This is a genomic window from Agrobacterium sp. 22-223-1, from assembly GCF_053522385.1.
Genome location: NZ_JBNWCN010000004.1, coordinates 153,082 through 177,019, shown reverse-complemented (window position 1 = coordinate 177,019; position 23,938 = coordinate 153,082). Strand labels below are relative to the sequence as shown.

General features: G+C 60.9%; 17 protein-coding genes. 12 read left to right on the top strand and 5 right to left on the bottom strand.

The annotated features are described in order from the left end of the window. The first annotated feature begins 326 nt into the window (after window positions 1-326). The 5 genes from ACQZ60_RS18325 to ACQZ60_RS18305 are packed head-to-tail and all read left to right on the top strand — an operon-like array spanning window position 327 to window position 5,762. Window positions 327-1,349 carry a UDP-glucuronic acid decarboxylase family protein gene (locus tag ACQZ60_RS18325; protein WP_035262294.1) on the top strand — a complete coding sequence of 341 codons (1,023 nt, stop codon included), beginning with the start codon at window positions 327-329 and terminating at the stop codon, window positions 1,347-1,349. Window position 1,350: 1 nt separating this feature from the next. Continuing rightward, the gene (gene galE, locus ACQZ60_RS18320; RefSeq protein ID WP_020811999.1) at window positions 1,351-2,334 is read left to right on the top strand and encodes a UDP-glucose 4-epimerase GalE; all 984 of its coding nucleotides are present in this window, start codon (window positions 1,351-1,353) and stop codon (window positions 2,332-2,334) included. Continuing rightward, on the top strand, window positions 2,331-4,268 hold the full coding sequence (locus tag ACQZ60_RS18315; protein WP_448735834.1) for a glycosyltransferase family 2 protein: 1,938 nt from the start codon (window positions 2,331-2,333) through the stop codon (window positions 4,266-4,268). The genes galE and ACQZ60_RS18315 overlap by 4 nt, the downstream gene beginning before the upstream one ends. A 14-nt stretch (window positions 4,269-4,282) precedes the next feature. Beyond that, entirely contained in the window at window positions 4,283-4,786 is a 504-nt protein-coding gene (locus ACQZ60_RS18310; RefSeq protein ID WP_003523821.1) for a DUF995 domain-containing protein, read from the top strand. Window positions 4,787-4,799: 13 nt separating this feature from the next. Further along, window positions 4,800-5,762 carry a glycoside hydrolase family 26 protein gene (locus tag ACQZ60_RS18305; RefSeq protein ID WP_003523822.1) on the top strand — a complete coding sequence of 321 codons (963 nt, stop codon included), beginning with the start codon at window positions 4,800-4,802 and terminating at the stop codon, window positions 5,760-5,762. Window positions 5,763-5,812: 50 nt separating this feature from the next. Here the strand turns inward: ACQZ60_RS18305 and ACQZ60_RS18300 are convergent, their stop codons facing one another. Further along, window positions 5,813-6,997 (bottom strand): AGE family epimerase/isomerase, encoded by a 1,185-nt coding sequence (locus ACQZ60_RS18300; RefSeq protein ID WP_448735833.1) that lies wholly within the window; start codon window positions 6,995-6,997, stop codon window positions 5,813-5,815. 433 nt (window positions 6,998-7,430) lie between these two features. Here ACQZ60_RS18300 and bcsN point away from each other — a divergent pair, with 433 nt between their 5' ends. The 5 genes from bcsN to ACQZ60_RS18275 all read left to right on the top strand — a co-directional run bounded on the left by bcsN (window position 7,431) and on the right by ACQZ60_RS18275 (window position 16,503). Continuing rightward, on the top strand, window positions 7,431-8,333 hold the full coding sequence (gene bcsN / locus ACQZ60_RS18295) for a cellulose biosynthesis protein BcsN (protein ID WP_448735832.1): 903 nt from the start codon (window positions 7,431-7,433) through the stop codon (window positions 8,331-8,333). 94 nt (window positions 8,334-8,427) lie between these two features. Next, on the top strand, window positions 8,428-10,617 hold the full coding sequence (bcsA, locus tag ACQZ60_RS18290) for a UDP-forming cellulose synthase catalytic subunit (RefSeq protein WP_448735831.1): 2,190 nt from the start codon (window positions 8,428-8,430) through the stop codon (window positions 10,615-10,617). Then, window positions 10,614-13,127: a cellulose biosynthesis cyclic di-GMP-binding regulatory protein BcsB gene (locus ACQZ60_RS18285; protein ID WP_448735830.1), complete on the top strand. Its 2,514-nt coding sequence runs from the start codon at window positions 10,614-10,616 to the stop codon at window positions 13,125-13,127. Before bcsA ends, ACQZ60_RS18285 begins: the two co-directional genes overlap by 4 nt. Next, complete coding sequence (locus ACQZ60_RS18280; RefSeq protein WP_020810508.1) at window positions 13,124-14,179, top strand: glycosyl hydrolase family 8; 1,056 nt, start codon at window positions 13,124-13,126, stop codon at window positions 14,177-14,179. The genes ACQZ60_RS18285 and ACQZ60_RS18280 overlap by 4 nt, the downstream gene beginning before the upstream one ends. Beyond that, window positions 14,170-16,503 carry a cellulose synthase gene (locus tag ACQZ60_RS18275; RefSeq protein WP_448735829.1) on the top strand — a complete coding sequence of 778 codons (2,334 nt, stop codon included), beginning with the start codon at window positions 14,170-14,172 and terminating at the stop codon, window positions 16,501-16,503. The genes ACQZ60_RS18280 and ACQZ60_RS18275 overlap by 10 nt, the downstream gene beginning before the upstream one ends. A gap of 37 nt (window positions 16,504-16,540) precedes the next feature. Here the strand turns inward: ACQZ60_RS18275 and ACQZ60_RS18270 are convergent, their stop codons facing one another. Then, on the bottom strand, window positions 16,541-17,695 hold the full coding sequence (locus ACQZ60_RS18270; protein WP_448735828.1) for an amidohydrolase: 1,155 nt from the start codon (window positions 17,693-17,695) through the stop codon (window positions 16,541-16,543). A gap of 60 nt (window positions 17,696-17,755) precedes the next feature. Continuing rightward, a complete protein-coding gene (locus ACQZ60_RS18265) occupies window positions 17,756-19,402 on the bottom strand; it encodes a GNAT family N-acetyltransferase (protein ID WP_142780434.1) in 1,647 nt (548 codons plus the stop codon). Between the two features lie 234 nt (window positions 19,403-19,636). On the opposite strand from ACQZ60_RS18265, the gene ACQZ60_RS18260 reads away from it, so the two are divergent. Together ACQZ60_RS18260 and ACQZ60_RS18255 are read left to right on the top strand one after the other, a co-directional pair. Beyond that, window positions 19,637-20,371, top strand: coding sequence for an SDR family NAD(P)-dependent oxidoreductase (locus ACQZ60_RS18260; protein ID WP_448735827.1), 735 nt, complete (start codon window positions 19,637-19,639; stop codon window positions 20,369-20,371). 36 nt (window positions 20,372-20,407) lie between these two features. Beyond that, the gene (locus ACQZ60_RS18255) at window positions 20,408-21,754 is read left to right on the top strand and encodes an aspartate aminotransferase family protein (protein WP_448735826.1); all 1,347 of its coding nucleotides are present in this window, start codon (window positions 20,408-20,410) and stop codon (window positions 21,752-21,754) included. Between the two features lie 45 nt (window positions 21,755-21,799). Here the strand turns inward: ACQZ60_RS18255 and ACQZ60_RS18250 are convergent, their stop codons facing one another. Beyond that, window positions 21,800-22,237 (bottom strand): EamA family transporter, encoded by a 438-nt coding sequence (locus ACQZ60_RS18250; protein WP_059758266.1) that lies wholly within the window; start codon window positions 22,235-22,237, stop codon window positions 21,800-21,802. A gap of 182 nt (window positions 22,238-22,419) precedes the next feature. After that, window positions 22,420-23,766 carry a dicarboxylate/amino acid:cation symporter gene (locus ACQZ60_RS18245; RefSeq protein WP_003519920.1) on the bottom strand — a complete coding sequence of 449 codons (1,347 nt, stop codon included), beginning with the start codon at window positions 23,764-23,766 and terminating at the stop codon, window positions 22,420-22,422. Window positions 23,767-23,938 lie beyond the last annotated feature (172 nt).

The following is a 23,938-nucleotide window of genomic DNA, read 5'->3' as shown; positions in this document are numbered from 1 at the left end:
TTACAAAACCAGGATAGCCCCGACTGGTTGAGCGAAGCTTGCGCTAATGCTCAATAAGAAAGGCATAATAGAGGCATAGTTAAAAAGTATTAAATCAAGGGGCTATTTTGAGTAATTTTGGGTAATCAATTGTAATATTTTGATAAAATGAAGTTGACCTGTTTTCTGCTGCGCCTATCATGAAAGTTGAAATTTATCCGATCGAAATATTAAACCTCCAGAAGAAGTAAAAACCGGAGGATGATATTCAAGATATCGTACAATCGGGAGTTTGATCCAGTTTAGGTGAATCAGCTGCGCTGATTCCTCATGGGGAGGATTGTGTAATGCGTAATTTCGTTCCCAACGACCACGACAACGGCGTCACCATCTACTCCGAATGGAGACCTGGCCAACGCGTTCTCGTTAATGGCGGCGCCGGTTTTCTCGGTTCCCATCTTTGCGAGCGCCTGTTGAGCTGCGGTCACGAGGTGATCTGTCTCGACGATCTTTCGACCGGACGCACCGCGAATGTGGCGCATTTGCGGGACAATAAGCGGTTTTTGCTGGTTGAGCACGATGTGCGCAAACCCTATGACATCGATGTCTCGCTGATCTTCAACTTCGCCTCGCCGGCTTCGCCGCCAGACTATCAGCGCGACCCGGTCGGTACGCTGCTCACCAATGTACTGGGTGCGGTCAATGTACTGGAAGTGGCACGCAGATGCGGTGCAACCGTCGTGCAGTCATCGACATCGGAAGTCTATGGCGATCCGCACGTCAATCCGCAGCCGGAAACCTATTTCGGCAATGTAAATACAATCGGGCCGCGAGCTTGTTACGATGAAGGGAAACGCAGCGCCGAAACGCTGTTTTTCGATTATCACCGTAGCTTCGGTGTCGATATCAAGGTGGGACGCATCTTCAACACCTATGGGCCGCGCATGCGACCCGATGACGGACGTGTGGTTTCGAACTTCATCGTCCAGGCTCTGAAGGGCGCCGACATCACCATTTACGGCGATGGCAGCCAGACCCGTTCCTTCTGCTATGTCGATGACCTGATCGACGGTTTCCTGCGCTTCTCGGCCAAGCCGAAGGATTGCACCGGGCCTATCAATCTCGGCAACCCGAGCGAAATTCCGGTGCGGCAGCTCGCCGATATCGTGATCCGCATGACGGGTTCCCGTTCGCGCATCGTGCATCTGCCCGCCGCGATCGACGATCCGCAGCAGCGCCGCCCCGATATTTCGCGGGCAAAGGAACTGTTGAGATGGCAGCCGCGCGTGCCGCTCGAAATCGGCCTGGAAAAAACCATCGTCTATTTCGATGCGTTGCTGGCCGGCAAGACTGTGGCGGAGGCCGTATGAGATGCCCCGCACAATCCTCGTCACGGGCGGGGCCGGATTCATAGGCAGCCACATCTGCAAGGCGCTGGCCCAATCCGGCTTCAAGCCCATCGCTTACGACAATCTCTCGACGGGTCACGCGGATTCGGTTCGCTGGGGTCCCTTCATCGAGGGCGACATTTTGGATCGTGGCCTTTTGAAAGCCACGCTGAAGGAGTTCTCGCCGGCCTTCGTCATCCACTGCGCCGCCAACGCCTATGTCGGTGAGTCCGTCGAGGATCCGCGCAAATATTACCGCAACAATGTCGGCGGCAGTCTCGCGCTGCTGGATGCCTGTCTCGACCAGAATATCGGCGGGCTGGTGTTTTCTTCCAGCTGCGCCACCTATGGCGTGCCGCCGCAATTGCCCATCCGTGAGGAAACGGCGCAAATGCCGGTCAATCCTTACGGGCGCACGAAGCTGATATTCGAAATGGCGCTCGATGATTATGCCGCCGCCTACGGTCTGCGTTTCGTGGCGCTGCGTTATTTCAATGCCGCCGGGGCCGACCCGGACGGTGAGCTTTACGAGCGCCATGAGCCTGAAACCCATCTGATCCCGAGGGCACTGATGGCGGCTGCCGCAAGGCTGCCGCAACTGGATGTCTTCGGGGCGGATTACGACACCAGCGACGGCACTTGCATTCGCGATTACATCCATGTCAGCGATCTGGCCGATGCCCATGTGGCTGCCGTCAATTATCTTGCCGAGGGCGGAGAGACGCTGCGCGTCAATCTCGGTTCCGGTCACGGTACGTCGGTCGGCGATATCATCCGGGCGATCCACCGCGTAACGGGGCAGGAAGTTCCGGTCCATTTCGGCGCAAGGCGCGCCGGCGATCCGCCAGCCCTGTTTGCGGATATCAAACGTGCGGAAGAGACGCTCGGTTTTATCCCGAAGCGTTCGGATATCGACACCATCATCCGGACGGCAGGTCCCGGTTTCGGACTGGAGGTGCGGTCATGAAAGCCCATTCCACCCCTTCCGTTCCATCGGCCCGTGCGGTCGCAGTCGCCAGCGATTTGCGGATGCTACCGGTCTTTGCCGGCTGGAACCGCACGGCCTATCTTCTCGGCATTGGCGGCTGGCTGGTGACGCTCGCTTATTTCTGGATCTGGTGGCTCGATCGCGATCGTGTCATCGACTGGCCCTATTATACCGTCGTTACGATGACGCTCGCGTGGATCACGCTTCTGCCATCCTATTTCATCTTCATCTTTCTGAACGCGAAGGTTGTCGACCGGCGCTCCCCTCTGCCACGGGGCAGGGTGGCGATGGTCGTCACCAAGGCGCCGTCGGAACCTTTCGCGGTGGTGCAGAAGACGCTGCTGGCCATGCTCGAACAGAAGGGCCTGGAATTCGACGTCTGGCTTGCCGACGAGGCTCCGGATGCGGAAACGCTGAAATGGTGTGGCGCGCACGGCGTTTTCGTTTCCACCCGACAGGGTGTTGCGGAGTATCATCGCAAGACCTGGCCGCGGCGCACACGCTGCAAGGAAGGCAATCTCGCTTATTTCTACGATCACCACGGTTACGAGCGTTATGATTTCGTCGCCCAGTTCGATGCGGATCATGTGCCGGAACCGGATTATCTGCGCGAGATCGTCCGTCCCTTTGCCGATCCGAAGGTTGGATATGTTTCGGCCCCGAGCATCTGCGACGCCAATGCCGGTGAGAGCTGGGCCGCGCGCGGCAGGCTTTATGCCGAGGCGAGCCTGCATGGCGCGCTGCAACTGGGTTACAATAATGGCTGGGCGCCTCTATGCATCGGTTCTCATTATGCCGTGCGCACGAAAGCCCTGCGGGAGGTCGGCGGCCTTGGGCCGGAGCTTGCCGAGGATCATTCCACCACGCTTCTGATGAACGCCGGCGGCTGGCGCGGCGTTCACGCCGTCAACGCCATCGCCCATGGCGACGGGCCGGTGACCTTTGCCGATCTCATCGTGCAGGAGTTCCAGTGGTCGCGCAGCCTGATGACCATTCTGCTGCAATATTCAAGGCACTACGTGCCGAAGCTGCCGCCGCGGCTGAAGTTCCAGTTCCTGTTTTCGCAGCTCTGGTATCCGCTGTTTTCAGGCTTCATGGCGCTGATGTTCGTGCTTCCCGCCGTTGCGCTGATGCGCGGCGATGTGCTGGTCAACGCATCCTATCCGGCGTTTCTGGCGCATTTCCTGCCGGTTTCGCTGATCATGATCGTATTTGCCTTCTTCTGGCGGGCCACGGGCGCATTCCGTCCGCATGATGCGAAGCTCTTCAGCTGGGAGGCCATGGTATTTCTGTTCCTGCGCTGGCCCTGGTCGCTGATGGGCGTGCTGGCGGCGATACGCGACACGATCCGTGGCGATTTCGTCGATTTCCGCATCACCCCCAAGGGCACGCAGGCAAAACCGCCGCTGCCGCTGAGGGTCGTCGCGCCTTACATTCTTCTGGCGGCGCTCAGCCTCGTGGCCATGGTTCTGGCGCCGCGGGAAAACGGGGCGGAGGGCTTCTTCGTCTTCGCCGCCATCAATGTGGCGATCTATGCGGGTCTTTCGGTGTTTCTGCTCATCCGCCATGCGATGGAAAACGGCTTGCCAAAGCTGCCGGCATTGCGCGGGGGAGCGACCGTGGCCGCCTGTTCGTTGCTGCTGGTGGCGGGCAGTGCCCTACAGCTCAGCTCCCATGCGATCGGCGGGCTGGAGGCCCTGTCGCACGGGCAGCCCTATGTCAGTTTTACCGAAACGCGGTTCACGGTCGCCGGGGCGGGCGTGGAAGGTGCGAGATCGGTGCGTCTGAAACTGCGCATTACCGTACCGGGACTGCGCGGACCGCAGGAAATGCAGGCGGAACCCATCGTGGCGCCGCCGCCGGCGGTGGCGACCGGAGAGATCATGCTGGCCGACAATAGGGTCGGACAATGAAGGAGGAGGCTGTGATGAAAACAACAATAAGCAAATGCGGATTCTCCGCTTTCGTACTCTGTCTTGCGGTGGTCGTGCCAAGCGCGGTCCACGCTGCAGGCGGCACGAAGACGCCGAAACCGCTCAGAACCAGCGAAGTCGTGGACATGTACTTCGACAAGACCTGGAAATGGGAAACGGGCGGTGGACGCTTCATCGCCCAAGACCGCAAATTCATCGCCGCAACGGAAGAAAAGGGCAAGAAGTCCATCGGTGAAGGCCGCTGGACCGTCGATGCCAACGGCACCCTGTGCATGCGCGCCACCTGGAAAAGCGCGGCAGGAAACGGCAAGGCCGATACCTGCTTCGATCATGGCCGCATTGGCAAGGTGCTCTACCAGCGCAAGCAGGGCGGGCCATGGTACGTGTTCCGGCACAACCCGCCACGTCCTGGCGATGAATTCCTCAAGCTCGTCCGCAAGGACGATGTCACGCCGCAGATCGCCGCTTACGACAAGGCGATGACGGCAACAAGGTAGGGAGTAAGGTGTCATGCAGATAACAAGAAGAAAACTTCTGTTCGCAGGTGGTGCCGCCGCAGCCTTTACCGCCGGCATGTATCCGGTGCTCAAGCTCGACGCACAGGGTGTCGCCCCCATGACGTCGACGGGCATGAAGACACTTGCCGACAAAAGACCGACATTGCATGCGGACGGCATCCGTTTCGGTGCCTACGATCCGCACGGCGATTTCACGGCCCAGACCGGGGTGGCGTCGGAACATCTGTTCCTGCCCTGGGAAGACGTGGATCTCGACAGTCTCGCACTTGCGGATGCCTACGCTCTGGAGCGCAAGCGCAACGTGCTGATCACGGTCGAACCCTGGTCCTGGGACGTTAACTGGCGGCTCACCTCCGACGAGTTGCGCCGCAAGGTGATGAGAGGCGACTACGACCAGAACATGCAGGCGATCGCCGCACGCATGTCGGCGATGAAAAGTCCGCTGATCCTGCGCTGGGGACAGGAAATGGAAGACACGTCCGGCCGCTTCTCGTGGTCGGGCTGGAACCCGCGTGATTACATCACGGCGTATAAACGCATGGTGGACATGACCCGCAAGGCGGTTCCCAGCGTCAAGGTGATGTGGTCACCGAAAGGTCTGGACGGTCTGCAGGCCTACTACCCAGGCGACAGCTACGCCGATCTGGTCGGCCTCTCGGTCTTCGGTCTTGAGGAATACGACAAGATCGAATATGGCGGACCGAAGACCTTCACCGATCTGCTGCGCAAGGGCTATGGACTTGTCGAAACCTTCAACAAGCCGGTCTGGGTTGCCGAACTGGGTTATGAAGGCGGCGATTCCTATGTTCGTCCGTGGATGAATGACGTGACGCTGAAACAGGCGGATTTTCCGAAGCTGGAAGAGGTCGTCTATTTCAACGACAAGGATGTTCATGCCTGGCCGCACAATCTCGGCAGACCGGACTGGCGCGTCGTGCGCCCGGCCAAGGCCTGATCGACGCCGAAAACCGGCGAGCGGCGATGCCGCTCGCCGGCGGTCCAATATTAGCTGGCCGCCGCCAGCATAGCCTCTGCCTCATATATGGCGCAGACGATGTGATAAAATGTGCTTGCCGGTGCCGGCTCGTCGAGCATCGGCCTGTCGGCCGGCCACTTGTCGAACCACAGGCCCTTGACCGGCGTGTCGAGGAAAGGCTGCAGCGCGCCGATGGCGCTGAGACCGGAGGCGAGGTAACGTTGCCGCTCCTCGCCGCCCGTGACGCTCGCAAGCCGCACCGAAGCCTTCAGCCATTCCGTCTGCGGCCATAACCGCGCCAGCCCGTCATGCACCGAAAAATCGTCATAGAGGCTCATCACCGCCACCTTGCGGCGCGGGCAGATGCCGTAGGCCTCGCCGATCTCGAACAGCCGTTTTGCCTTGCCGATCGCTTCGTCGTTTCCACGCAGGCTGCCCCAGCGCACCAGAAGCCAGGCCCATTCGAACTGGTGGCCGGGCTCCATGATCCGGCCCCTGTCGCTGTCATGCGGTGTCCAGTCATGGGTAAAGAATTCGCGCAAGCCGCCATTGCCGCCATCGATGAAGCGGTTAAGCGCAAGATCGGCGATCTCGTCGGCCAGCGCCGACCACGGGCCGTCCGGGTCCTGCACCTCCCAGGCCAGCATCGCCTCGAAGAGATGCATGTGCGGATTGGAGCAGAGCGGCGTGCGCGGCGGGTTCGCTTCCTCGAAGCCGGCGACTGGATGTTTGTAATCGCGTTCGAGGATGGCGAGGATATCGAGCGCCCGGCCGCGCATTTCGTCCCGGCGCTCGGGAAGGCTTGCGGCGGCCTGTGCGGCGGCGAAAAGCGCAAAGGCCTGATTGTAGAGATCGAAGGAGGGATCGATCAGCCGGCCGGTCTGGTCGGCAAGGTTGCCGTAAAGGCCGTTTTCAAGGCGATAGACCTTCTCGAACCAGGAAAGCCCGTGCAGGAGCGCGTCTTTCCACGGTCCCTGCCAGCCATGCTGACCGGCGGCGGCGAAACAATAGGCCTGACGCGGCTGCACGCGGGCGCGGCGGTCATCGGAAAAAACCGGTTTGGCATCCTGGCCGAGACGTTCGTAAAAGCCGCCATCCGGCCGCGCCGAACCCGCCTCCCACCACAGGGGCAGGGCGTCCTCATCCAGCCATTTGCGTAATCTTCCGATCTCTTCGGCAAGCGTCTGCGCGATGCTCGGAAATGGCAATGTCATGCGTCAACTCTCTGTTTTTACAGTTGAATAAAAAGCGGACCAATAAAAATACGTCATTATGGAGGCAAGTAGACCATGGGACATATTGCGCTGCAACCGTAAAATTATCGACCTGACAGGAAGCCAACCCCCGGCGGCGCGATTGGTTCCACCTTCTTCCATGGCGAACATGGGGCGGCAATGGTGATTCGCTAGCCATAAAGTGTCAGAAATTACAACGCAAATTTGAGATTGCTTATTCGTAGTCCTCACGTATTTCGTAACAATGGTCTGGTCATTAGTGATTCGGTCTCCTTTTAACCTGGGCGGCGTTGGGGAAATAAAGGGGCGTAAGGCAGTGAATTTTTCTGCCTATACTTCATTGCTGTTCTCCATTGCGGTTCTGTCGGGCTGCAATACTCCCGCGGGCGTTCGGTCCTTCGGGGGACCCCAGATGCTGTCCCCTTCCGAGGCGCTGGTTTTCCCGCCGCCCGGTGGCCCCGAAATCGTGACCGTGGTCAACCGCACCTATTCCAACGCCGTGGCGCAGCAGGTCATCTTGCGCTCCGAGGCCGTCACGCCCGGGCAAAATTACATCAAGGCCGAGTTTTTCGGTCCGCAACAGGCCGGCGATACCGGTGGCGACGCCCTGGCTTTTTCCGGTTTCAGGGCATCTTCCGTCGCGCGGGAAATCCGCGCCGAGTTTCCGGGCGAAAACATCGCCATGTCGGCAAATTACCTGCAGAACGGTTATGGCGCGTTCTCCTATGCCGCCGGCAGCGGCCGTGGCGACGATACCTGCCTTTATGGCTGGCAGGACATACGCTCGCCGGAAAGCATGCGGCAGGATTTCCGCAATCTCGGGCGCATCAAGGTGCGGCTGCGCCTTTGCCAGTCGGGCGCCAGCGTCGAGCGGCTGCTGGCGGTTATGTATAATTACACGATCACCGGCACCTATGCGTCGCCCAGCTGGAACCCTTACGGCACGCCGCAGGCGGTGGATAAAAATCTCGGGCGTCCGGGCCATCCGGTCTATCCCATAAAGGCGGATGAGGTGCCGATGCGGCCCGGCGGCGAGGTGACCGCGAGCGTGCCGCCCCGGCCGGTTCGTCGCACGGCTGCCGTTGCACCGCCCGCCCAGCCGGAACCGCAGCCGCTTCCACCCGTTGCTGCGGTCAGTATCCCGTCGCCCGCATCGGCTGGCGTACCCCTCCAGCCTGCAAGGCCCACGGTGGCGGGCAGGCGCGCTGACGGTGTGCCGGCGGATAGCGGCCGGCAACCGTCGCAGGTCCCGCAGGTATCCATTCCGTCACCCGCATGTCTGTCCGGTTCGGGGGTGGCGTCAGGATGCAGGTGATCGCCGGAACCAGCGGGAAAGAGCACGCCAAGGCGCAGATCGCAAAAATTCCGGGCCGGAATTCCGGGTGGGGAAGACAACGGAAAGTTTCTGGATGAGCAAGGCCATCACAATCATTGTCTGGTTACTTGTGTCGCTTTGCGTTCTGGCCATCGTCACGATGCCGGTCAGCCTGCAGACGCATCTGGTCGCCACGGCGATTTCGCTCATCTTGCTGGCGACGATCAAGAGCTTCAACGGGCAGGGGGCCTGGCGTCTGGTAGCGCTCGGTTTCGGCACGGCCATCGTGCTGCGCTATGTCTACTGGCGCACCACCAGCACGTTGCCGCCCGTCAACCAGCTCGAGAACTTCATTCCCGGCTTTCTGCTCTATCTGGCGGAAATGTACAGCGTCGTGATGCTGGCGCTCAGCCTCGTCATCGTGTCGATGCCGCTGCCGTCGCGCAAGACGAGGCCCGGTTCACCCGATTACCGGCCGACGGTCGACGTCTTCGTGCCGAGCTATAACGAGGATGCGGAGCTTCTCGCCAATACGCTCGCAGCGGCCAAGAACATGGATTATCCGGTCGACCGGTTCACCGTCTGGCTGCTGGACGATGGCGGCTCGGTGCAGAAGCGCAACGCCAGCAATATCGTTGAGGCGCAGGCGGCGCAGCGCCGCCACGAGGAGTTGAAGAAGCTCTGCGAGGACCTCGACGTGCGTTATCTGACACGCGAGCGCAACGTCCACGCCAAGGCCGGAAATCTCAATAACGGGCTTGCCCATTCGACCGGCGAGCTCGTGACCGTGTTCGACGCCGACCACGCGCCCGCCCGCGACTTCCTTCTGGAAACGGTTGGCTATTTCGAGGAGGATCCGCGGCTCTTTCTGGTGCAGACGCCGCATTTCTTCGTCAATCCCGATCCCATCGAGCGCAATCTGCGCACCTTCGAGACGATGCCGAGCGAAAACGAGATGTTTTACGGCATCATCCAGCGCGGTCTCGACAAGTGGAACGGTGCATTCTTCTGCGGTTCGGCCGCCGTGCTGCGGCGCGAGGCGCTGCAGGACACCGAAGGTTTCAGCGGCGTCAGCATCACGGAAGATTGCGAAACGGCGCTGGCGCTGCATTCGCGCGGCTGGAACAGCATCTATGTCGACAAGCCGTTGATCGCCGGGTTGCAGCCGGCCACCTTCGCAAGCTTCATCGGCCAGCGCAGCCGCTGGGCGCAGGGTATGATGCAGATCCTGATCTTCCGCCAGCCCCTTTTCCGGCGCGGTCTCTCGTTTACGCAGCGCCTCTGCTACATGTCGTCGACGCTGTTCTGGCTGTTTCCGTTCCCGCGCACCATCTTCCTGTTCGCACCGCTGTTCTACCTGTTCTTCGACCTGCAGATTTTCGTGGCCTCGGGTGGCGAGTTTTTGGCCTATACGGCGGCCTATATGCTCGTGAACCTGATGATGCAGAACTATCTCTATGGCAGCTTCCGCTGGCCGTGGATTTCGGAACTTTACGAATATGTGCAGACGGTTCACCTCCTGCCCGCCGTCGTTTCGGTGATTTTCAATCCCGGCAAGCCCACCTTCAAGGTGACGGCGAAGGATGAATCCATTGCCGAGGCGCGGCTTTCGGAAATCAGCCGGCCGTTCTTCGTCATTTTTGCGCTGCTGCTGGTGGCGATGGCCTTTGCCGCTTGGCGCATCTACAGCGAGCCTTACAAGGCGGATGTCACGCTCGTGGTCGGCGGCTGGAACCTGCTCAATCTCATCTTCGCGGGCTGTGCGCTCGGTGTTGTTTCCGAGCGTGGCGACAAGTCGGCGTCGCGGCGCATCACGGTCAAACGGCGTTGCGAAGTCAAGCTCGAGGGTAGCGACGCCTGGATGCCGGCTTCCATCGATAACGTGTCGGTGCATGGTCTGCTGATCAATCTCTTCGACAGCGCGACAACCATCGAAAAAGGCGCGACGGCCATCGTGAAGGTCAAGCCGCATAGCGAGGGCGTGCCGGAAACCATGCCTGTCAACGTCGTGCGAACGGTGAAGGGTGAGGGTTTCGTCTCGATCGGCTGCACCTTCTCGCCGCAACGCGCCGTCGATCACCGCCTGATCGCGGACCTGATCTTCGCCAATTCGGAACAATGGAGCGAATTCCAGCGGGTGCGTCGCAAGAACCCCGGCCTTATCCGTGGTACGGCCATCTTCCTGGCCATATCGCTCTTCCAGACGCAGCGCGGCCTTTATTATCTGGTCCGAACGCTTCGGCCTGCTCCCAGAGACGCCAAACCTGTCGGAGCGGTAAAATGACCGGCCGTAAACCCATCCGGGATTCTCTGGCAATGTTGATATGGGGGGCCGTCGCCACGGGCGCGATGGCGCAGTCCTCCCCCTTCGACATGTCGCCGGAACGGCCCGCCCAGACGGCTCCGACACCCGTGCCCCCGTCCGCCGTCGCGCCTGCCGCGCCGCGTCAGCAGCCACCTGCCCAGATGCCGGCCCAAATTCCGGTCCAGGCGCCGTCTCAGCCATCCGCCCCGTCACCATTTGCGGTTCAGCCCGCGCCGCAGCCGCAACAGCGCCCCGCCGTTCCGTTGCCGCCGCCGGTTGCGGCTCCTCCGCGTCAGGAAGGCGCAAGACCTGTTCCTGCAAGGGCCCCGTCGCTCAACGCCGACAGCCGCCGCCGATACATCCTGCCCTATGAAAAGCTCAGCCTTTCCGGGGAGATGGACAGGCGGCAATGGAGCATCTATCTGACGCCGGAGCAGGTGAATGCCGCCGTTTCGCTCAATATCGGTTATCAGAACGCCATCGTGGTCGCGCCGGAAAGCTCGAATTTTCAGGTCAGCCTGAACAATGTCGCGCTGGATCCGGCGCGTATCGAAGCGCCCGACAGCGAGGGCAATGTCTCCTTGAAGATCCCGCCCGGCGTCTTGCAGGTCGGCTCGAATGTCGTGAGACTGGGCGTGCAGCAGCGCCACAGAACCGATTGCACGATCCAGTCCACCTACGATCTGTGGACCGATATAGACCCTGCCAATACCTATATCGGCTTTAATGCGGATGTCGCCGGAAGCTTTGCCAATATCGACGATATTCAGGCAACGGGGCAGGACGGAAAGGCGATGACGTCGATCGAGATTGTCGCACCGGCGCTCGCCAATCCGGCATTTGCGGATTCTCTCCTGCGCCTTTCACAGGCACTGGCGCTCAGAACCCAGATGCCGAACCAGACGATCCGTTTCGTGGCCGCTCCTTCCGCTGAGCGCAAGGCGGGCACGCTGACGGTCTTCGTCGGCACCGCCCGCGAGATTGCCGGAATTGCCGGAACGTTGCCACCCGAGGCTTCGGCGGGCGCTTTCGCCGGTTTTGGCGCCGCCGCGCCGGGCGGTCTTTCGCCGCTTTTCGTCAGCGGCCCCACCCCGCAGGCGGTGCAGGCGGCAATTGAGACGCTGTTTTCGTCGATATCGCGCACACCCGGGGCGCAGAGAACGACTTTTTCGACCCGCAGCTGGCATGCGCCGGATGTGCCGCTCGTCATGTCGGATCGCCGTATCGCGCTTTCCGAACTTGGTTTCGAAAGCACCGAATTTGGCGGCCGGCGTTTCCGCAACGAGTTTTACGTCGGCATGCCAGCCGATTTTTATGCGTCCGCCTATGGTGAGGCGTCGCTTCTCCTTGATGCCGCCTATTCGTCGCAGGTATTGCCGGGCAGCCACGTCGATATCTACGTCAATGACCAGATCGCCTCGACCGTACCGATTTCCAACAATGGCGGCGGCATTTTCCGGCATCTGCCGATCAATGTGACGATGCGTCATTTCAAGCCCGGGCCGAACAAGGTCACCATCGAGGCAGTGTTGATGACGGCGCAGGATCAGGCCTGCGCCCCCGGTGCCCCCGCCAGCACGACGCCGCGTTTTGCATTGTTCGACACGTCTGAACTTCATATTCCGGACTATGCGCAGATCGGCCGCAAGCCGGATCTTGCCGCGATGGCGGGGGCCGGACAGCCCTATCGGACCGGCGGAGCGCCTGTTGCCCTGTCGCTCGACCGTTTCGACACCGATACCATGTCTGCGGCAGCCACGCTGATCAGCCGGCTGGCAAGCGTGGCGGGGCATCCCATCGACATCGAGACTGTCGCCTCGCCGCTGGTGATCGGCGATCGCGACGCGCTGTTCGTCGGCACGATTTCGCAATTCCCGCAGGCATTGATCGGCCAGTTCAATCTCGTTCCTTCCAGCCAGATATCCTGGAAAATGGGAACCGGCGTTCAGCCGCCCGCCCAGAGCAGCGAGACCCTTTTCAATGACTGGCGCGAGCGGGTGGACGGCGGTGTCTGGGAGGGGCAGGTGTCTTCTCTCGAGGAATGGATGAAGCGGAATTTCGACCTGAGCTCGGATACGCTGCGCTTCCTGCCAGCCGCCGAGCAGCTCTATGCGCCGCCAAGCAATGTCTCCTTCATGCTTGCTCAGGGACTTAGTCCCTCCGGAGAAGGGGTGTGGACGCTTGCCACTGCGCCGACGTCCGCCGAACTTCTTGACGGCATGGCTGCGATGACGCGGGAAAACCGCTGGCGCGGTGTCACGGGACGTGTTGCCGCTTACGATGCCGCTGCCGAAAAGCTTGAAACGGTGGAGGTGGAACGGCCGTATTTTTACGTCACGCGGGCGTTTTCCCTTTCCAACTGGAGGCTGGTCGCCGCCAACTGGCTGTCTTCCAACGTTCTTTCCTATTCGCTGGCGTTCATCGGTTTCGTGTCTCTCCTCGGCCTCGCCACTTTCACGATGTTGCGCATGATGGGACGGCATCGATGAAGAGCGGGATCTCGAAACTGGCCGGCATTTTCTTCCTGTCCATGATGACGGTGATTGCAGGTATTTCCGTCAGCCGCGCCGCTTCGGTTTCGCCGGAGGCGTGGTCTGCCTATAAAGGCGCGTTTCTCGATCCCGGCGGCCGCGTCATCGATACCGGCAACGGCAATATCAGCCACAGCGAAGGCCAGGGCTATGGCATGTGGCTTGCCGTGCTTGCCGACAATCTGTCCGACTTCGAGCTGATCTGGAGTTTCACGCGCACCGAACTTTTGGTGCGTGATGACGGGCTTTCCGCCTGGAAATGGGATCCGCGCACCAGACCACATGTAACCGATATCAACAACGCCACGGATGGCGATATTCTGATCGCTTATGCGCTGGCGCTGGCGGCCGGGCAATGGAACCGGCAGGATTATGCCGAAGCATCCGCGGCCATCGCATCCGCCATTCTCAAGAAGACGGTGGTGCAACGCGGCGGGCGAACGCTGCTTCTGCCGGCGGCCAGCGGTTTCGACGAGGATGACCGGGAGGATGGGCCAGTGGTCAATCCTTCCTATCTGATTTTCGAGGCCTTTCCGGTGCTCGATCTTGTTGCGCCATCGCCGCTTTGGAAAGCGCTTGCCGATGACGGTGTGGCGCAGATCGGCACATTCGCTTTCAGCGATAGAAAACTGCCGGCCGACTGGGTATCGGTGAAGACGAAGCCGCAGCCGGCATCGGGCTTCCCGCCGGAATTCGGCTATAATGCGGTGCGCATACCGCTTTACCTCGCAAGGGCGAATATGGGCTCGCCGGAGCTGCTCGCCCGGCTGAAAGGCGGCATGACGCTGGAAAGCGGCGCTGCCGGAATCTTCGATCTGAAGAACGGAGCGGTCAAGGATGTCCTGTCCGATCCCGGTTATCGCATCATTCCGGCGCTTGCGGCCTGTATCGGCGGCGGGCCGGCCGTTTCCGCCGAACTTAAAAACTTCCAGCCAACACTTTATTATCCTTCCACATTGCATCTTCTGGCATTGTCGTTTCTGGCAAGGAATAACGGGGAATGCCGATGAACAAGCCACTGTCGACCTCGGCTCTCATTCTGCTTCTGATAGCGCTCGCCGCCTTTCACTGGCGCGACAGCATTCTCGGGCGGGTGTCGGACGTGCATACCTCGGCGGTCGGCGACAACCGGGCGGTACAGCGTGTTTTGCCGACGGCGGCCAATCCGGCGCAGATCAACGCTTTCGTCAAGAGCCGTGAAATGGCGCAGGTAACGCAGCCCGCGACACCGCCGGTCACTGTGCCGGCGACCGACCCCTTGCCGGTGACACAGGCTGGCGGGCAGGCGCCGCAAACACAGACGGCGCAGACGCCGGCCCCCCGTGCTACCCAGCCTGCATCGGCCGATATGCCCGAGGTCGATCTGAGTGCGTTGCGCTATTTCGCGGCGAGGGGCGATACGCAGCGTCTTCAGGCCGAAATCGCGCGCCTGCGCACGCTTTATCCCAACTGGACGCCGCCTGCCGATCCTCTCGCCATTCCCGAAAACGGCGATCCTCGGCTCGACGCCATGTGGCAACTTTATACCGACGGCCGTTATGCCGAAGTGAGGAAGGCGATTGCCGACCGCCAGCAGGCGGAGCCCGGCTGGCAGCCGCCCGACAATCTGACGGGCATGCTTGCCCTTGCCGAAGCGCGCCAGCGGCTCGTCAATGCTTCCGATCTCAAGCAATATGCGACAGTGGTGGATACGGCCGCGAATAATCCCGGCCTGCTGACCTGCGGCGAGGTCGATGTGCTGTGGCGGGTTGCCGATGCCTTCGCCAATACCGACCGGATGGGACGGGCGCGCGACGCCTATCTCTACATCCTCAACAATTGCACGGTCGCCAGCGACAGGCTCGCCACCGTGCAGAAGGCATCCGCGCTTTTGCCGGCGGAAATGATGGACGAACTGCTGGCCAAGGAAAAACCGGGCGCCGACGGTCAGCTGGAATTCGAACCGGTCAAGAACGATCTTGCCCGTCAGTTCGTGGCCAAGGCAGGGGAGAAAGAGGGCGTTGCCGTTCCTTCGGCCTATATAATGCGGCTTCAGCGGCTTGCCGAGACCGACAAGCTTGCAAGCGACGCCCTCCTGCTCGGCTGGTACAATATCCGGCAGAAGAACATGACGGAGGCGGAAAAATGGTTCCGCAAGGCGCGGGAAGAGGAAGACAGCGCATCGGCCTCGCAGGGGCTGGCGCTGGCGCTGATCGACCGTAACGAGCCGCGTGAGGCCGAGGACGTCATGTATAAATGGCGCAAGGCATCCGACGATGCGCTTGCGACCTATCTCGCCGCAACGGCCAATCTTCTCGCGCTGGAGCCGCCGGTCGTTCTGCCGCCGGAGGTGCTGCAACGTATCGCCGCCGAAACGGTGGCGCGCAAGGATGCGGCGACGGCGCAGCAATTCGGCTGGTATTCGCTTGCCTTCCGGCAGACGCCGCTTGCTTTGCAATGGTTCAGCACGGCCCTTGGCTGGAAACCCGATGATGAGCCGTCAGCCTACGGCATGGCGGTCAGCTATCACGATCTTCGCAATCTCGCCGGCCTGCGTGGCATCCAGCAGCAATGGGGAAGCCGTTCGCAACGTATAGCCGATGTGGGAACGGCGCGCATGGTGGACCAGTCCGGGCAGGCGGTTGCTCCCATAACCGCGCCGCCGGTTGTCGCACAGGTAACGGCGCCGCACGTGCAGACCAGTGCACCGCAGGGTGAGACGGCGGTGGTGTATGACCCGCCTGTCGTTCAGCAGCTTGAACCTTCGCGCAAGCAGGCGCGCCGCCCCGTGCAGGTGCAAAGGGAAACCAGCGCCGCATCGCGCCCGCGTTCCTGCGCGGCCTATCCCGATCCGCAACGTCTGCCGCCACAGCAGGCGCTCGATCTCGGCTGGTGCCTGATGGAGACGAACCGGCCGGCGGAGGCTCTCAAAGCTTTCGAATCCGCGATTGAAAGCGGTCAGTCCAATGTCAAAAGCGACGCAGCCTACGGCCAGAGCCTTGCCTATCTGCGCATGGGCTTGACGGACCATGCAGCCGTCTCGGCGACGAAATCGCGTATGGATCGCCCACGCGCGACGGAGCTGCAGGTCTCGATCCTTGCCGATCGAGCGGTTTCCGCGTTCGGGTCGAAGCGATATGCCGAAACGCTTCTTCTGCTGGACCAGCGGGCGCGGCTGGCGGATGAGCGCACGGACCTGATGGTGCTGCGCGGTTATTCCTACCTCGCCATGCGCCGTTATGGTGAGGCCGCCCAGATTTTCGAAAGCCTGACGGCTATCGGAAACAAGGATGGCATCCGGGGGCTGGCTGCGGTGCGTGCCGCCCGGCCGAGCAACGGTCCCCAGGGCGGCTGATGGGCGGCTGATCGCGGCTGGATATAGCCGGCCGCTGCTATCCCGCGTCGGTGAGGTTGCGGATGATGCGCATGAAGATACGCGCGCCGGTGCCGATCAGCGCATCCGGAAAGTCGTAATCCGGATTGTGCAGGTCGGGATAATCCCGGCCTGCGCCGAGAAAGAACATCGCCGATGACGAAACGGCACGAAAGCGGCCGAAATCTTCGGAAGCCCGCATGGGCAGACCCTCCGAACCGTGGGAGATTTTCTCCTCATCCAGCGCTCGCCGGATATGCCCGACCGCGTCAGGCGCATTTTCGCAATGCAGGAAAATATCGTCATAGGTGATGTCGAGCGTCAGCTTCTGTTCGTCCGCCACCTTTTTGGCCAGCGTTTCTGCAGCCTCGCAGAGTTTTTCCATCCGGTCGTCGGTCAGTGTCCGGAGTGTCGCCCAGATTTCGGCATCGGCCGGGGAAATGCCGAAGGCGGCTTCGCCCATCACGGCATGGGTGATCGTCACCATCGAAAAATCGGGTTTGGGCGGGAACCCGGAGCCCAGTTCGGCCAAGGCCGGCATCAGCCGGGATATTGCCCGCATCGGCGAAATGCCATGTTCGGGCGAAGACGCATGCGCCGTCTTGCCGGAAAGGTGAATCTTGATGCCGCGCGACGCGCAGTTGACCGGTCCCTCCACGACGCTGACATGGCCGAAAGGCAGGCCGGGCAGGTTATGGAGCGAAAAGGAATAATCCGGCTTTATCTGCCCAAAGCGCGGGTCGGCGAGGACGGCGGCGGCGCCCGCGCCGGTTTCTTCCGCCGGCTGGTACAGAAGGATGACGCGGCCTGTTGCGGGCCGCTGCCGTGAAAGGCCGAGCGCCAGCGCCGTCAGAATGGTGGAGTGGCCATCATGACCGCAAAGATGGCCCTTGCCATCGGTGCCGGAGCGGTATTCGACGTCACTCTTTTCGTGAATGGGCAGGGCATCGAGTTCTGAACGGATCAGGATCGCCGGGCCGCTTTTGCCGCTGTCATAGACCGCAGCTACGCCATGGCCGCCGAGATCGGCGAAAAGCTGGTCGGGCTGCGCCTGCTCGAGGAAAGCGCGGATGCGCCGCGCCGTTTCCTTCTCCTCGCCGGAAATTTCCGGATGACGGTGAAGATCATGGCGAAGCTCAATGAGATCGAGCATGTCCTTGTTGGTCAGAAACATCAAAAATCCTTGCAAGTCGTCAGGCCGGTTTTTCCTGCCGCAACTTACAGGGCGTAGCCTTTAATGCAAAACCTTTGGCGGGTGCCAGCGTTTGCCCGCCGCTTTCGGCTTGATGGCGAGCGTGACGACATCGGCTGGCAGCGGAACCTTGGCTTTTGCCAGTTCCAGCCGGGCAAGGGCTGCACGGGCCTTTTCCGCATATTCCAGATGCGCCGCATCGTCCGAATGATAGTGCTGCAGCCTGTCGAGGATTTCCGCACCTTCCATCGTTCTTTCGGCGGCAATCAGCGCTACGGCGCATTTGTAAAGCGCCTCCCGGTGGAAGGGCGCGCGATTGGTCACCTGGCGGAAGGCCTCGGATGCCTCATGGTAATGCTGCTGCGCCAGCCGGGCCTCGCCGATACGCAGCCAGAGGACGACGGGTTCCTGTCCGGCGGCCAGAAGGCTGAGAAAGGCGATTTCGGCCTCCCGGAATTCACCCCGGTCGAACAACAGATTGGCCAGCCCGAATTGCGCGCCGAGATGGTCCGGTGCCGCAGTCAGCACCTGCGCGAAGGCAATATTGGCGGCCGCTTTCTGGCCGGTCTTATAGAGTTTGAGGGCTTGTTCGTAGACAAAACGGATGCTGCGCGGGTGAAGCGTGCCGCCGAGATTGTCGCCCGAGCGGGTGCGAAACAGCGTGCAGCTCAGCTTCTGCTCCTCCGGCCCGAAGAAATATTTGTAAGGCTCGTTGCCGCGCAGGAAATCATAGGTTTTGAAACCCTGCTCGATCGCCCTGCGAATGCAATGGCCATGCAGCACAAGGCCGGGGGAAGGGGTCTTCCAGTTCTCGTCGCGGCCGGTAATGTAGAACAGGACCGATTTCTTTTGGCGGTCGATGATATTGGCGAGCGCGCCGAGCGGCTGGTCGCCGAACCAGAGCACCGGCACTTCCAGATCGCCACGGATATAGACATCCATCAGCATCTGCCGTGTCGCGCCGATCAGGAGTTCGGTGCGTTCCTTGCCCTTGTGCGGCGCCCAGCGGATGCGCCAGAAATCGAACAGGATGTCCATGTCCCGCTTGATTGTTTCCCTCGTTGCAAATGTGATGCGATATTCGTCGCCGCCCTCCACTTTTCTCAGGAAACGCCTCAGCTTCTGCCGGGTCTGGCTGCTCATATGGCTGTCGAGATAGCCGTCGAACGTCTCCGGCAGGGCCACCACCGGGCAGATGCAATTGTTGATGTTGTAGGGGTTGGTCGGCATGTTGTCGCGAAACATGACGAGCGGGCCCTGAAGTGCGCGGATCATCGCCTCGCGGCGTTCCGGCGGACCGGAAAGATAATCGAGCTTCAATTCGGTCCAGTTCTGCTGGCGTATATAGGAACAGAAACCGGCGACTGCGTGATTTTCATAGTCCGGCAGGGTGATGAAACCGGTGTAATCCGCCGCCGCATTACCGGCCATGACGATGCTGTCGTGGAAGCGTCCGGTTTTCTTGTCCGGTTCGGTGACGATGCGCAGCGGGAAAAACGCCACATAGGGCGAGCCTTCCGCCCGTTCGCGCAGCGCAAGAATGAACCAGCGTCTGCGGCGCGGCATATAGTCCCTCAGCCACCCCCAGGAGAGGAAATGCCGGGCATGGGGATCGGCCATGAACACCGCATCCCAGTTTTCGCGGATCGCCTCGAAGCCGGCGTCCGTGTCGATGATATCGATACGCATTCGTCCCCCTCCCAATACTGATCACACATTCGGGAGGCTTCATTTTATGGGTAAACGGTCGGCTTCAAATATTCCCTTCGGGTGAAAGCCGCGCATCAAATGGGATTAGCCCGTCGCCGATCCGCCATCGCTGCGCCGCGACAAAAAAGACCTTGTCAGCCGGTGGCAGCGCTCTAACATGCGGGGCTGAATGCGCGGCCGGCTCAACGGTCCGCATGGCACAGGAGTTCTCACATGGCTGTTCCTTATATGCTTCTGACCGGCGCAAGCCGCGGAATAGGGCACGCCACCGTCAAGCTGTTTCAGGAAAAGGGCTGGAGAATTCTCACCGTATCGCGGCAACCTTTCTCCGAGGAATGCCGTTGGCCGTCGGCGCGGGAGAGCCATATTCAGGCCGATCTGGAGGACCTGTCCCGCATCGACGATCTGGCGGACGAGGTGCGTTCACGCCTGCCGGAGGGAAAGCTTGCGGCGCTTGTCAACAATGCCGGAATTTCGCCGAAGGGGAAGGGCGGTAGCCGTCTCGGTGTGATGGATACGACGGCGGAAATCTGGACGCGGGTGCTGAACGTCAATCTCGTTTCGACGGCGCTGCTCGCCCGCACGCTTTTGCCGGAACTGGAAGCGGCAAAAGGCTCCATCGTCAACGTCACGTCGATTGTCGGCTCACGGGTGCATCCTTTTGCCGGCGTGGCCTATGCCACGTCGAAGGCGGCGCTCGCGGCGCTGACGCGGGAGCTGGCGCATGAGTTCGGCCCGCGCGGCGTGCGCGCCAATGCGATTGCGCCAGGCGAGATCAACACCGCCATCCTCTCCCCCGGAACGGCGGAGCTGGTGGAAGCCCAGGTGCCGCTCGGGCGGCTCGGCACCACGGCCGAGGTGGCGCAGACCATCTATTTCCTGTGCTCGGAACAGTCGAGCTACATCAACGGCGCGGAAATTCACATCAATGGCGGCCAGCACGTCTGACACGCCGAGCATCAACCGAAAATGGAGCCTTCATCGATGACCATCCTGCCGAATTCCGTCGAGGCACGAGATATCGCCTATCAGATGCATCCGAACGTCAATCTGCGCAAATTCGAAAAGACCGGCGGTCTGGTGATCGAGAGCGGCGAGGGCATCTATGTCACCGATAGCAGCGGCAAGCGCTATATCGAGGCGATGGCGGGGCTGTGGTCGGTGGCGCTCGGCTTCGGTGAACAGCGGCTGGTGGAAGCGGCGACGAAGCAGATGCAGAAACTGCCCTATTACCACACCTTTTCCTACAAGACGCACGGTCCGTCGGTCGATCTCGCCGAACTGCTGATCGAGCTTGCGCCAGTGCCGATGTCAAAGGTGCATTTCACCTCCTCTGGCTCCGAGGCTAACGATCTTGTCGCCAAGATGGTCTGGTATCGCTCCAATGCGCTGGGCAGACGAGACAAGAAGAAGATCATCGGCCGCATCAAGGGGTATCATGGTGTGACGATTGCCTCGGCCTCGATCACCGGCCTGCCGCGCAACCATGAAAGTTTCGACCTGCCGCTGGACCGCATGTTGCATACGGCCTGCCCCTCCTATGTGCATTTTGGAAAGGAAGGGGAAAGCGAGGCGGATTTCACCGCGCGTATCCTGAAGGAGCTGGAGGATCTGATCCTGCGCGAAGGCCCGGAAACCATCGCTGCTTTCTGGGGCGAGCCGGTAATGGGCGCCGGCGGCGTGCTCCTGCCGCCGGAAGGTTATTGGGCGGGCGTTCAGGCGATCCTGAAAAAATACGATATTCTGCTTGTGGTGGATGAGGTGATCTGCGGTTTCGGTCGAACCGGCAAAATGTTCGCCTGCGAGACCTATGGCATCAAGCCGGATGTGCTTGTCGTCTCCAAGCAGATTTCGTCGTCCTATATGCCGCTTTCGGCGATCATCATGAATGACAATTTCTACCAGCCGATTGCCGATGAATCCGACCGTATCGGCTCCTTCGGCCATGGTTACACCGCCTCCGGCCATCCCGTCGCAACGGCTGTGGGGCTGGAGAACCTGAAGATCATTCAGGAGCGCGATCTGGTCGGCAATGTCGCACGGCTGGAGGGCAAGTTTCTTAGTCATCTGAAGGCGCTGGCCGATCACCCGCTCATTCATTCCTCGCGCGGTATCGGCCTGATCGGCGCGCTGGAGGTGAAGCCGTGGGAGGGCATGAAGCCGGGCGATACGACGCTCGCCCTTGCAGCGGCCATCGAAGAGGAGGGTGTCATCACCCGGCCTATCGGCGAATCCATCTGCTTCTGCCCGCCGCTCATCATTACGGCCGAACAGCTGGACGAGCTGTTTGCCGGTGTGAAGCGCGGTCTCGACAAGGTTGCGGCTGCCTGAGGCTGATAACTCCAGCGATTATGCCGGCCGGTTTATCCGGCCGGCCTATCCCCGATAGGCCACAAGTACCGCGCCGCAGGCGATCAGCACCACGCCGAGCCAGTTGGGCAAAGACAGCCTTTCCCCCAGAAACAGCACCGCAAAGACGGCGACAAACACGACGCTCAGTTTGTCGATAGGCGCGACGCGGGCGGCGTCGCCGAGTTTAAGCGCCCGGAAATAACATATCCACGATGCCCCGGTCGCCAGACCGGAGAGCACGAGGAACACCCAGGTTTTACCCGAGATGGTGGAAGGCTGCTGCCAGTTGCCGGTGATGTAAACCATCAGGCCGGCGGCGGCGAGAATGACGACGGTGCGGATGAGAGTGGCGAAATCGGAATTGATATTTTCGACGCCGATCTTCGCAAAGATGGCAGTCAAAGCCGCAAAGGCTGCCGATAGCAGCGCCCAGAATTGCCAGGCCAGAAACAGGTTCTTCATGCCGCCACTCCGCTTATCGCATTGGTTACGCTTCGGCTCTACCGCATCTTCCGGCCGATAAAAACCCCGTTTGATGGGGCGAGCCTGAACAATGAAAGCCCGGCGCATCCTGTCGATGCGCCGGGCTTCCCGTATGTGCCTGCCCGGAGAAACCGGGACAGGCCGGACCTTGGGAGGTCTTATTATTCGGCGGGCTGCACCGAAGCCGGAAGCTGATCCACATCGGCGATGCCGGTGAACTCTTCCTGGCCGCTCAGCACGCGGGCAAGCTGATCCTGATCCAGTTCGCCTTCCCAGCGGGCGACGACGATGGTGGCGACCGCATTGCCAACGAAGTTGGTGAGCGCACGGCATTCCGACATGAAACGGTCGATGCCGAGGATCAGCGCCATGCCGGCAACCGGAACCGAAGGCACAACGGAGAGGGTTGCCGCGAGCGTGATGAAGCCCGCGCCGGTGATGCCGGCGGCACCCTTGGAGGAGAGCATGGCCACCAGCAACAGCAGGATCTGCTCGCCGAAGGACAGGTGGATACCGGTCGCCTGCGCGATGAAGAGGGCCGCCAGCGTCATGTAGATGTTGGTGCCGTCAAGGTTGAAGGAATAACCGGTGGGGATGACGAGGCCGACGACGGAGCGCTTGCAGCCCGCCTTTTCCATCTTGCTCATCAGGCCCGGCAGGGCGGCTTCGGAAGACGACGTGCCGAGAACCAGAAGCAGTTCTTCCTTGATGTAGCGGATGAGCGCGACGATGGAGAAGCCGTTGTAACGGCATACCGCACCGAGAACCACGAACACGAACAGGAAGGACGTGACGTAGAAGGTGCCGATCAGCATCGCGAGGTTGGTGACGGACGAGATGCCGTATTTGCCGATGGTGAAGGCCATGGCGCCGAAAGCGCCGATGGGGGCGGCCTTCATCAGGATCGCGACCAGCTTGAAGATCGGATACATCAGGGCATGCATGAAATCGGTGACGGGCTTGCCCTTTTCACCGACGATGCCGAGCGCGATACCGAACAGAACCGAGAAGAACAGCACCTGCAGGATATCGCCGCTGGCGAAAGCACCGACGATGGTGGTCGGGATGATGTTCATCAGGAAGCCGGTGATGGTCTGCTCATGGGCCTTGTCGGCGTAGGTCGCGACTGCCTTGGCATCCAGCGTGGCCGGATCGATGTTCATGCCGGCGCCCGGCTGCACGGTGTTGGCGACGATGAGGCCAACAATGAGCGCGAGCGTGGAGAATACGAGGAAGTAGATCATGGCCTTGCCGGCCACGCGACCCACCTTCTTCATGTCGTTCATGCCGGCGATGCCGGTTGCGACGGTGAGGAAGATGACGGGTGCGATGATCATCTTGACGAGGCGGATGAAGCCGTCGCCGAGCGGCTTCAGCTGTTCGCCGAAGGCCGGATAGAAATGGCCGAGCGCGATACCGGCGATGATGGCCACCAGAACCTGGAAATACAGGTGCTTGTAGAATGGCTGCTTGGCGTGGCCTGCGGCCACGGCTGTCGTATCGATCATGTTTTTTCCTCCTCGGCCTCACCCTGCCTTTATTGGCCTCCCGGGTTCGCCGTGACGTTGACGGCTTCGCGCCGATTGCGGAGTCATGTGCAATACGCATGCCAGACTTGCTTATTTGGTGTAACTGGCTGATTTCAAAAGTAGTTTTTATTGGCGCTTCATCGGCCCACAT

Excerpts from the sequence above, each read along its gene's own strand:
- ACQZ60_RS18325 (WP_035262294.1), top strand. The coding sequence starts at position 327 with ATGCGTAATTTCGTTCCCAACGACCACGACAACGGCGTCACCATCTAC.
- galE (WP_020811999.1), top strand. The coding sequence starts at position 1,351 with ATGCCCCGCACAATCCTCGTCACGGGCGGGGCCGGATTCATAGGCAGC.
- ACQZ60_RS18315 (WP_448735834.1), top strand. The coding sequence starts at position 2,331 with ATGAAAGCCCATTCCACCCCTTCCGTTCCATCGGCCCGTGCGGTCGCA.
- ACQZ60_RS18310 (WP_003523821.1), top strand. The coding sequence starts at position 4,283 with ATGAAAACAACAATAAGCAAATGCGGATTCTCCGCTTTCGTACTCTGT.
- ACQZ60_RS18305 (WP_003523822.1), top strand. The coding sequence starts at position 4,800 with ATGCAGATAACAAGAAGAAAACTTCTGTTCGCAGGTGGTGCCGCCGCA.
- ACQZ60_RS18300 (WP_448735833.1), bottom strand. The coding sequence starts at position 6,997 with ATGACATTGCCATTTCCGAGCATCGCGCAGACGCTTGCCGAAGAGATC.
- bcsN (WP_448735832.1), top strand. The coding sequence starts at position 7,431 with ATGCTGTCCCCTTCCGAGGCGCTGGTTTTCCCGCCGCCCGGTGGCCCC.
- bcsA (WP_448735831.1), top strand. The coding sequence starts at position 8,428 with ATGAGCAAGGCCATCACAATCATTGTCTGGTTACTTGTGTCGCTTTGC.
- ACQZ60_RS18285 (WP_448735830.1), top strand. The coding sequence starts at position 10,614 with ATGACCGGCCGTAAACCCATCCGGGATTCTCTGGCAATGTTGATATGG.
- ACQZ60_RS18280 (WP_020810508.1), top strand. The coding sequence starts at position 13,124 with ATGAAGAGCGGGATCTCGAAACTGGCCGGCATTTTCTTCCTGTCCATG.
- ACQZ60_RS18275 (WP_448735829.1), top strand. The coding sequence starts at position 14,170 with ATGCCGATGAACAAGCCACTGTCGACCTCGGCTCTCATTCTGCTTCTG.
- ACQZ60_RS18270 (WP_448735828.1), bottom strand. The coding sequence starts at position 17,695 with ATGTTTCTGACCAACAAGGACATGCTCGATCTCATTGAGCTTCGCCAT.
- ACQZ60_RS18265 (WP_142780434.1), bottom strand. The coding sequence starts at position 19,402 with ATGCGTATCGATATCATCGACACGGACGCCGGCTTCGAGGCGATCCGC.
- ACQZ60_RS18260 (WP_448735827.1), top strand. The coding sequence starts at position 19,637 with ATGGCTGTTCCTTATATGCTTCTGACCGGCGCAAGCCGCGGAATAGGG.
- ACQZ60_RS18255 (WP_448735826.1), top strand. The coding sequence starts at position 20,408 with ATGACCATCCTGCCGAATTCCGTCGAGGCACGAGATATCGCCTATCAG.
- ACQZ60_RS18250 (WP_059758266.1), bottom strand. The coding sequence starts at position 22,237 with ATGAAGAACCTGTTTCTGGCCTGGCAATTCTGGGCGCTGCTATCGGCA.
- ACQZ60_RS18245 (WP_003519920.1), bottom strand. The coding sequence starts at position 23,766 with ATGATCGATACGACAGCCGTGGCCGCAGGCCACGCCAAGCAGCCATTC.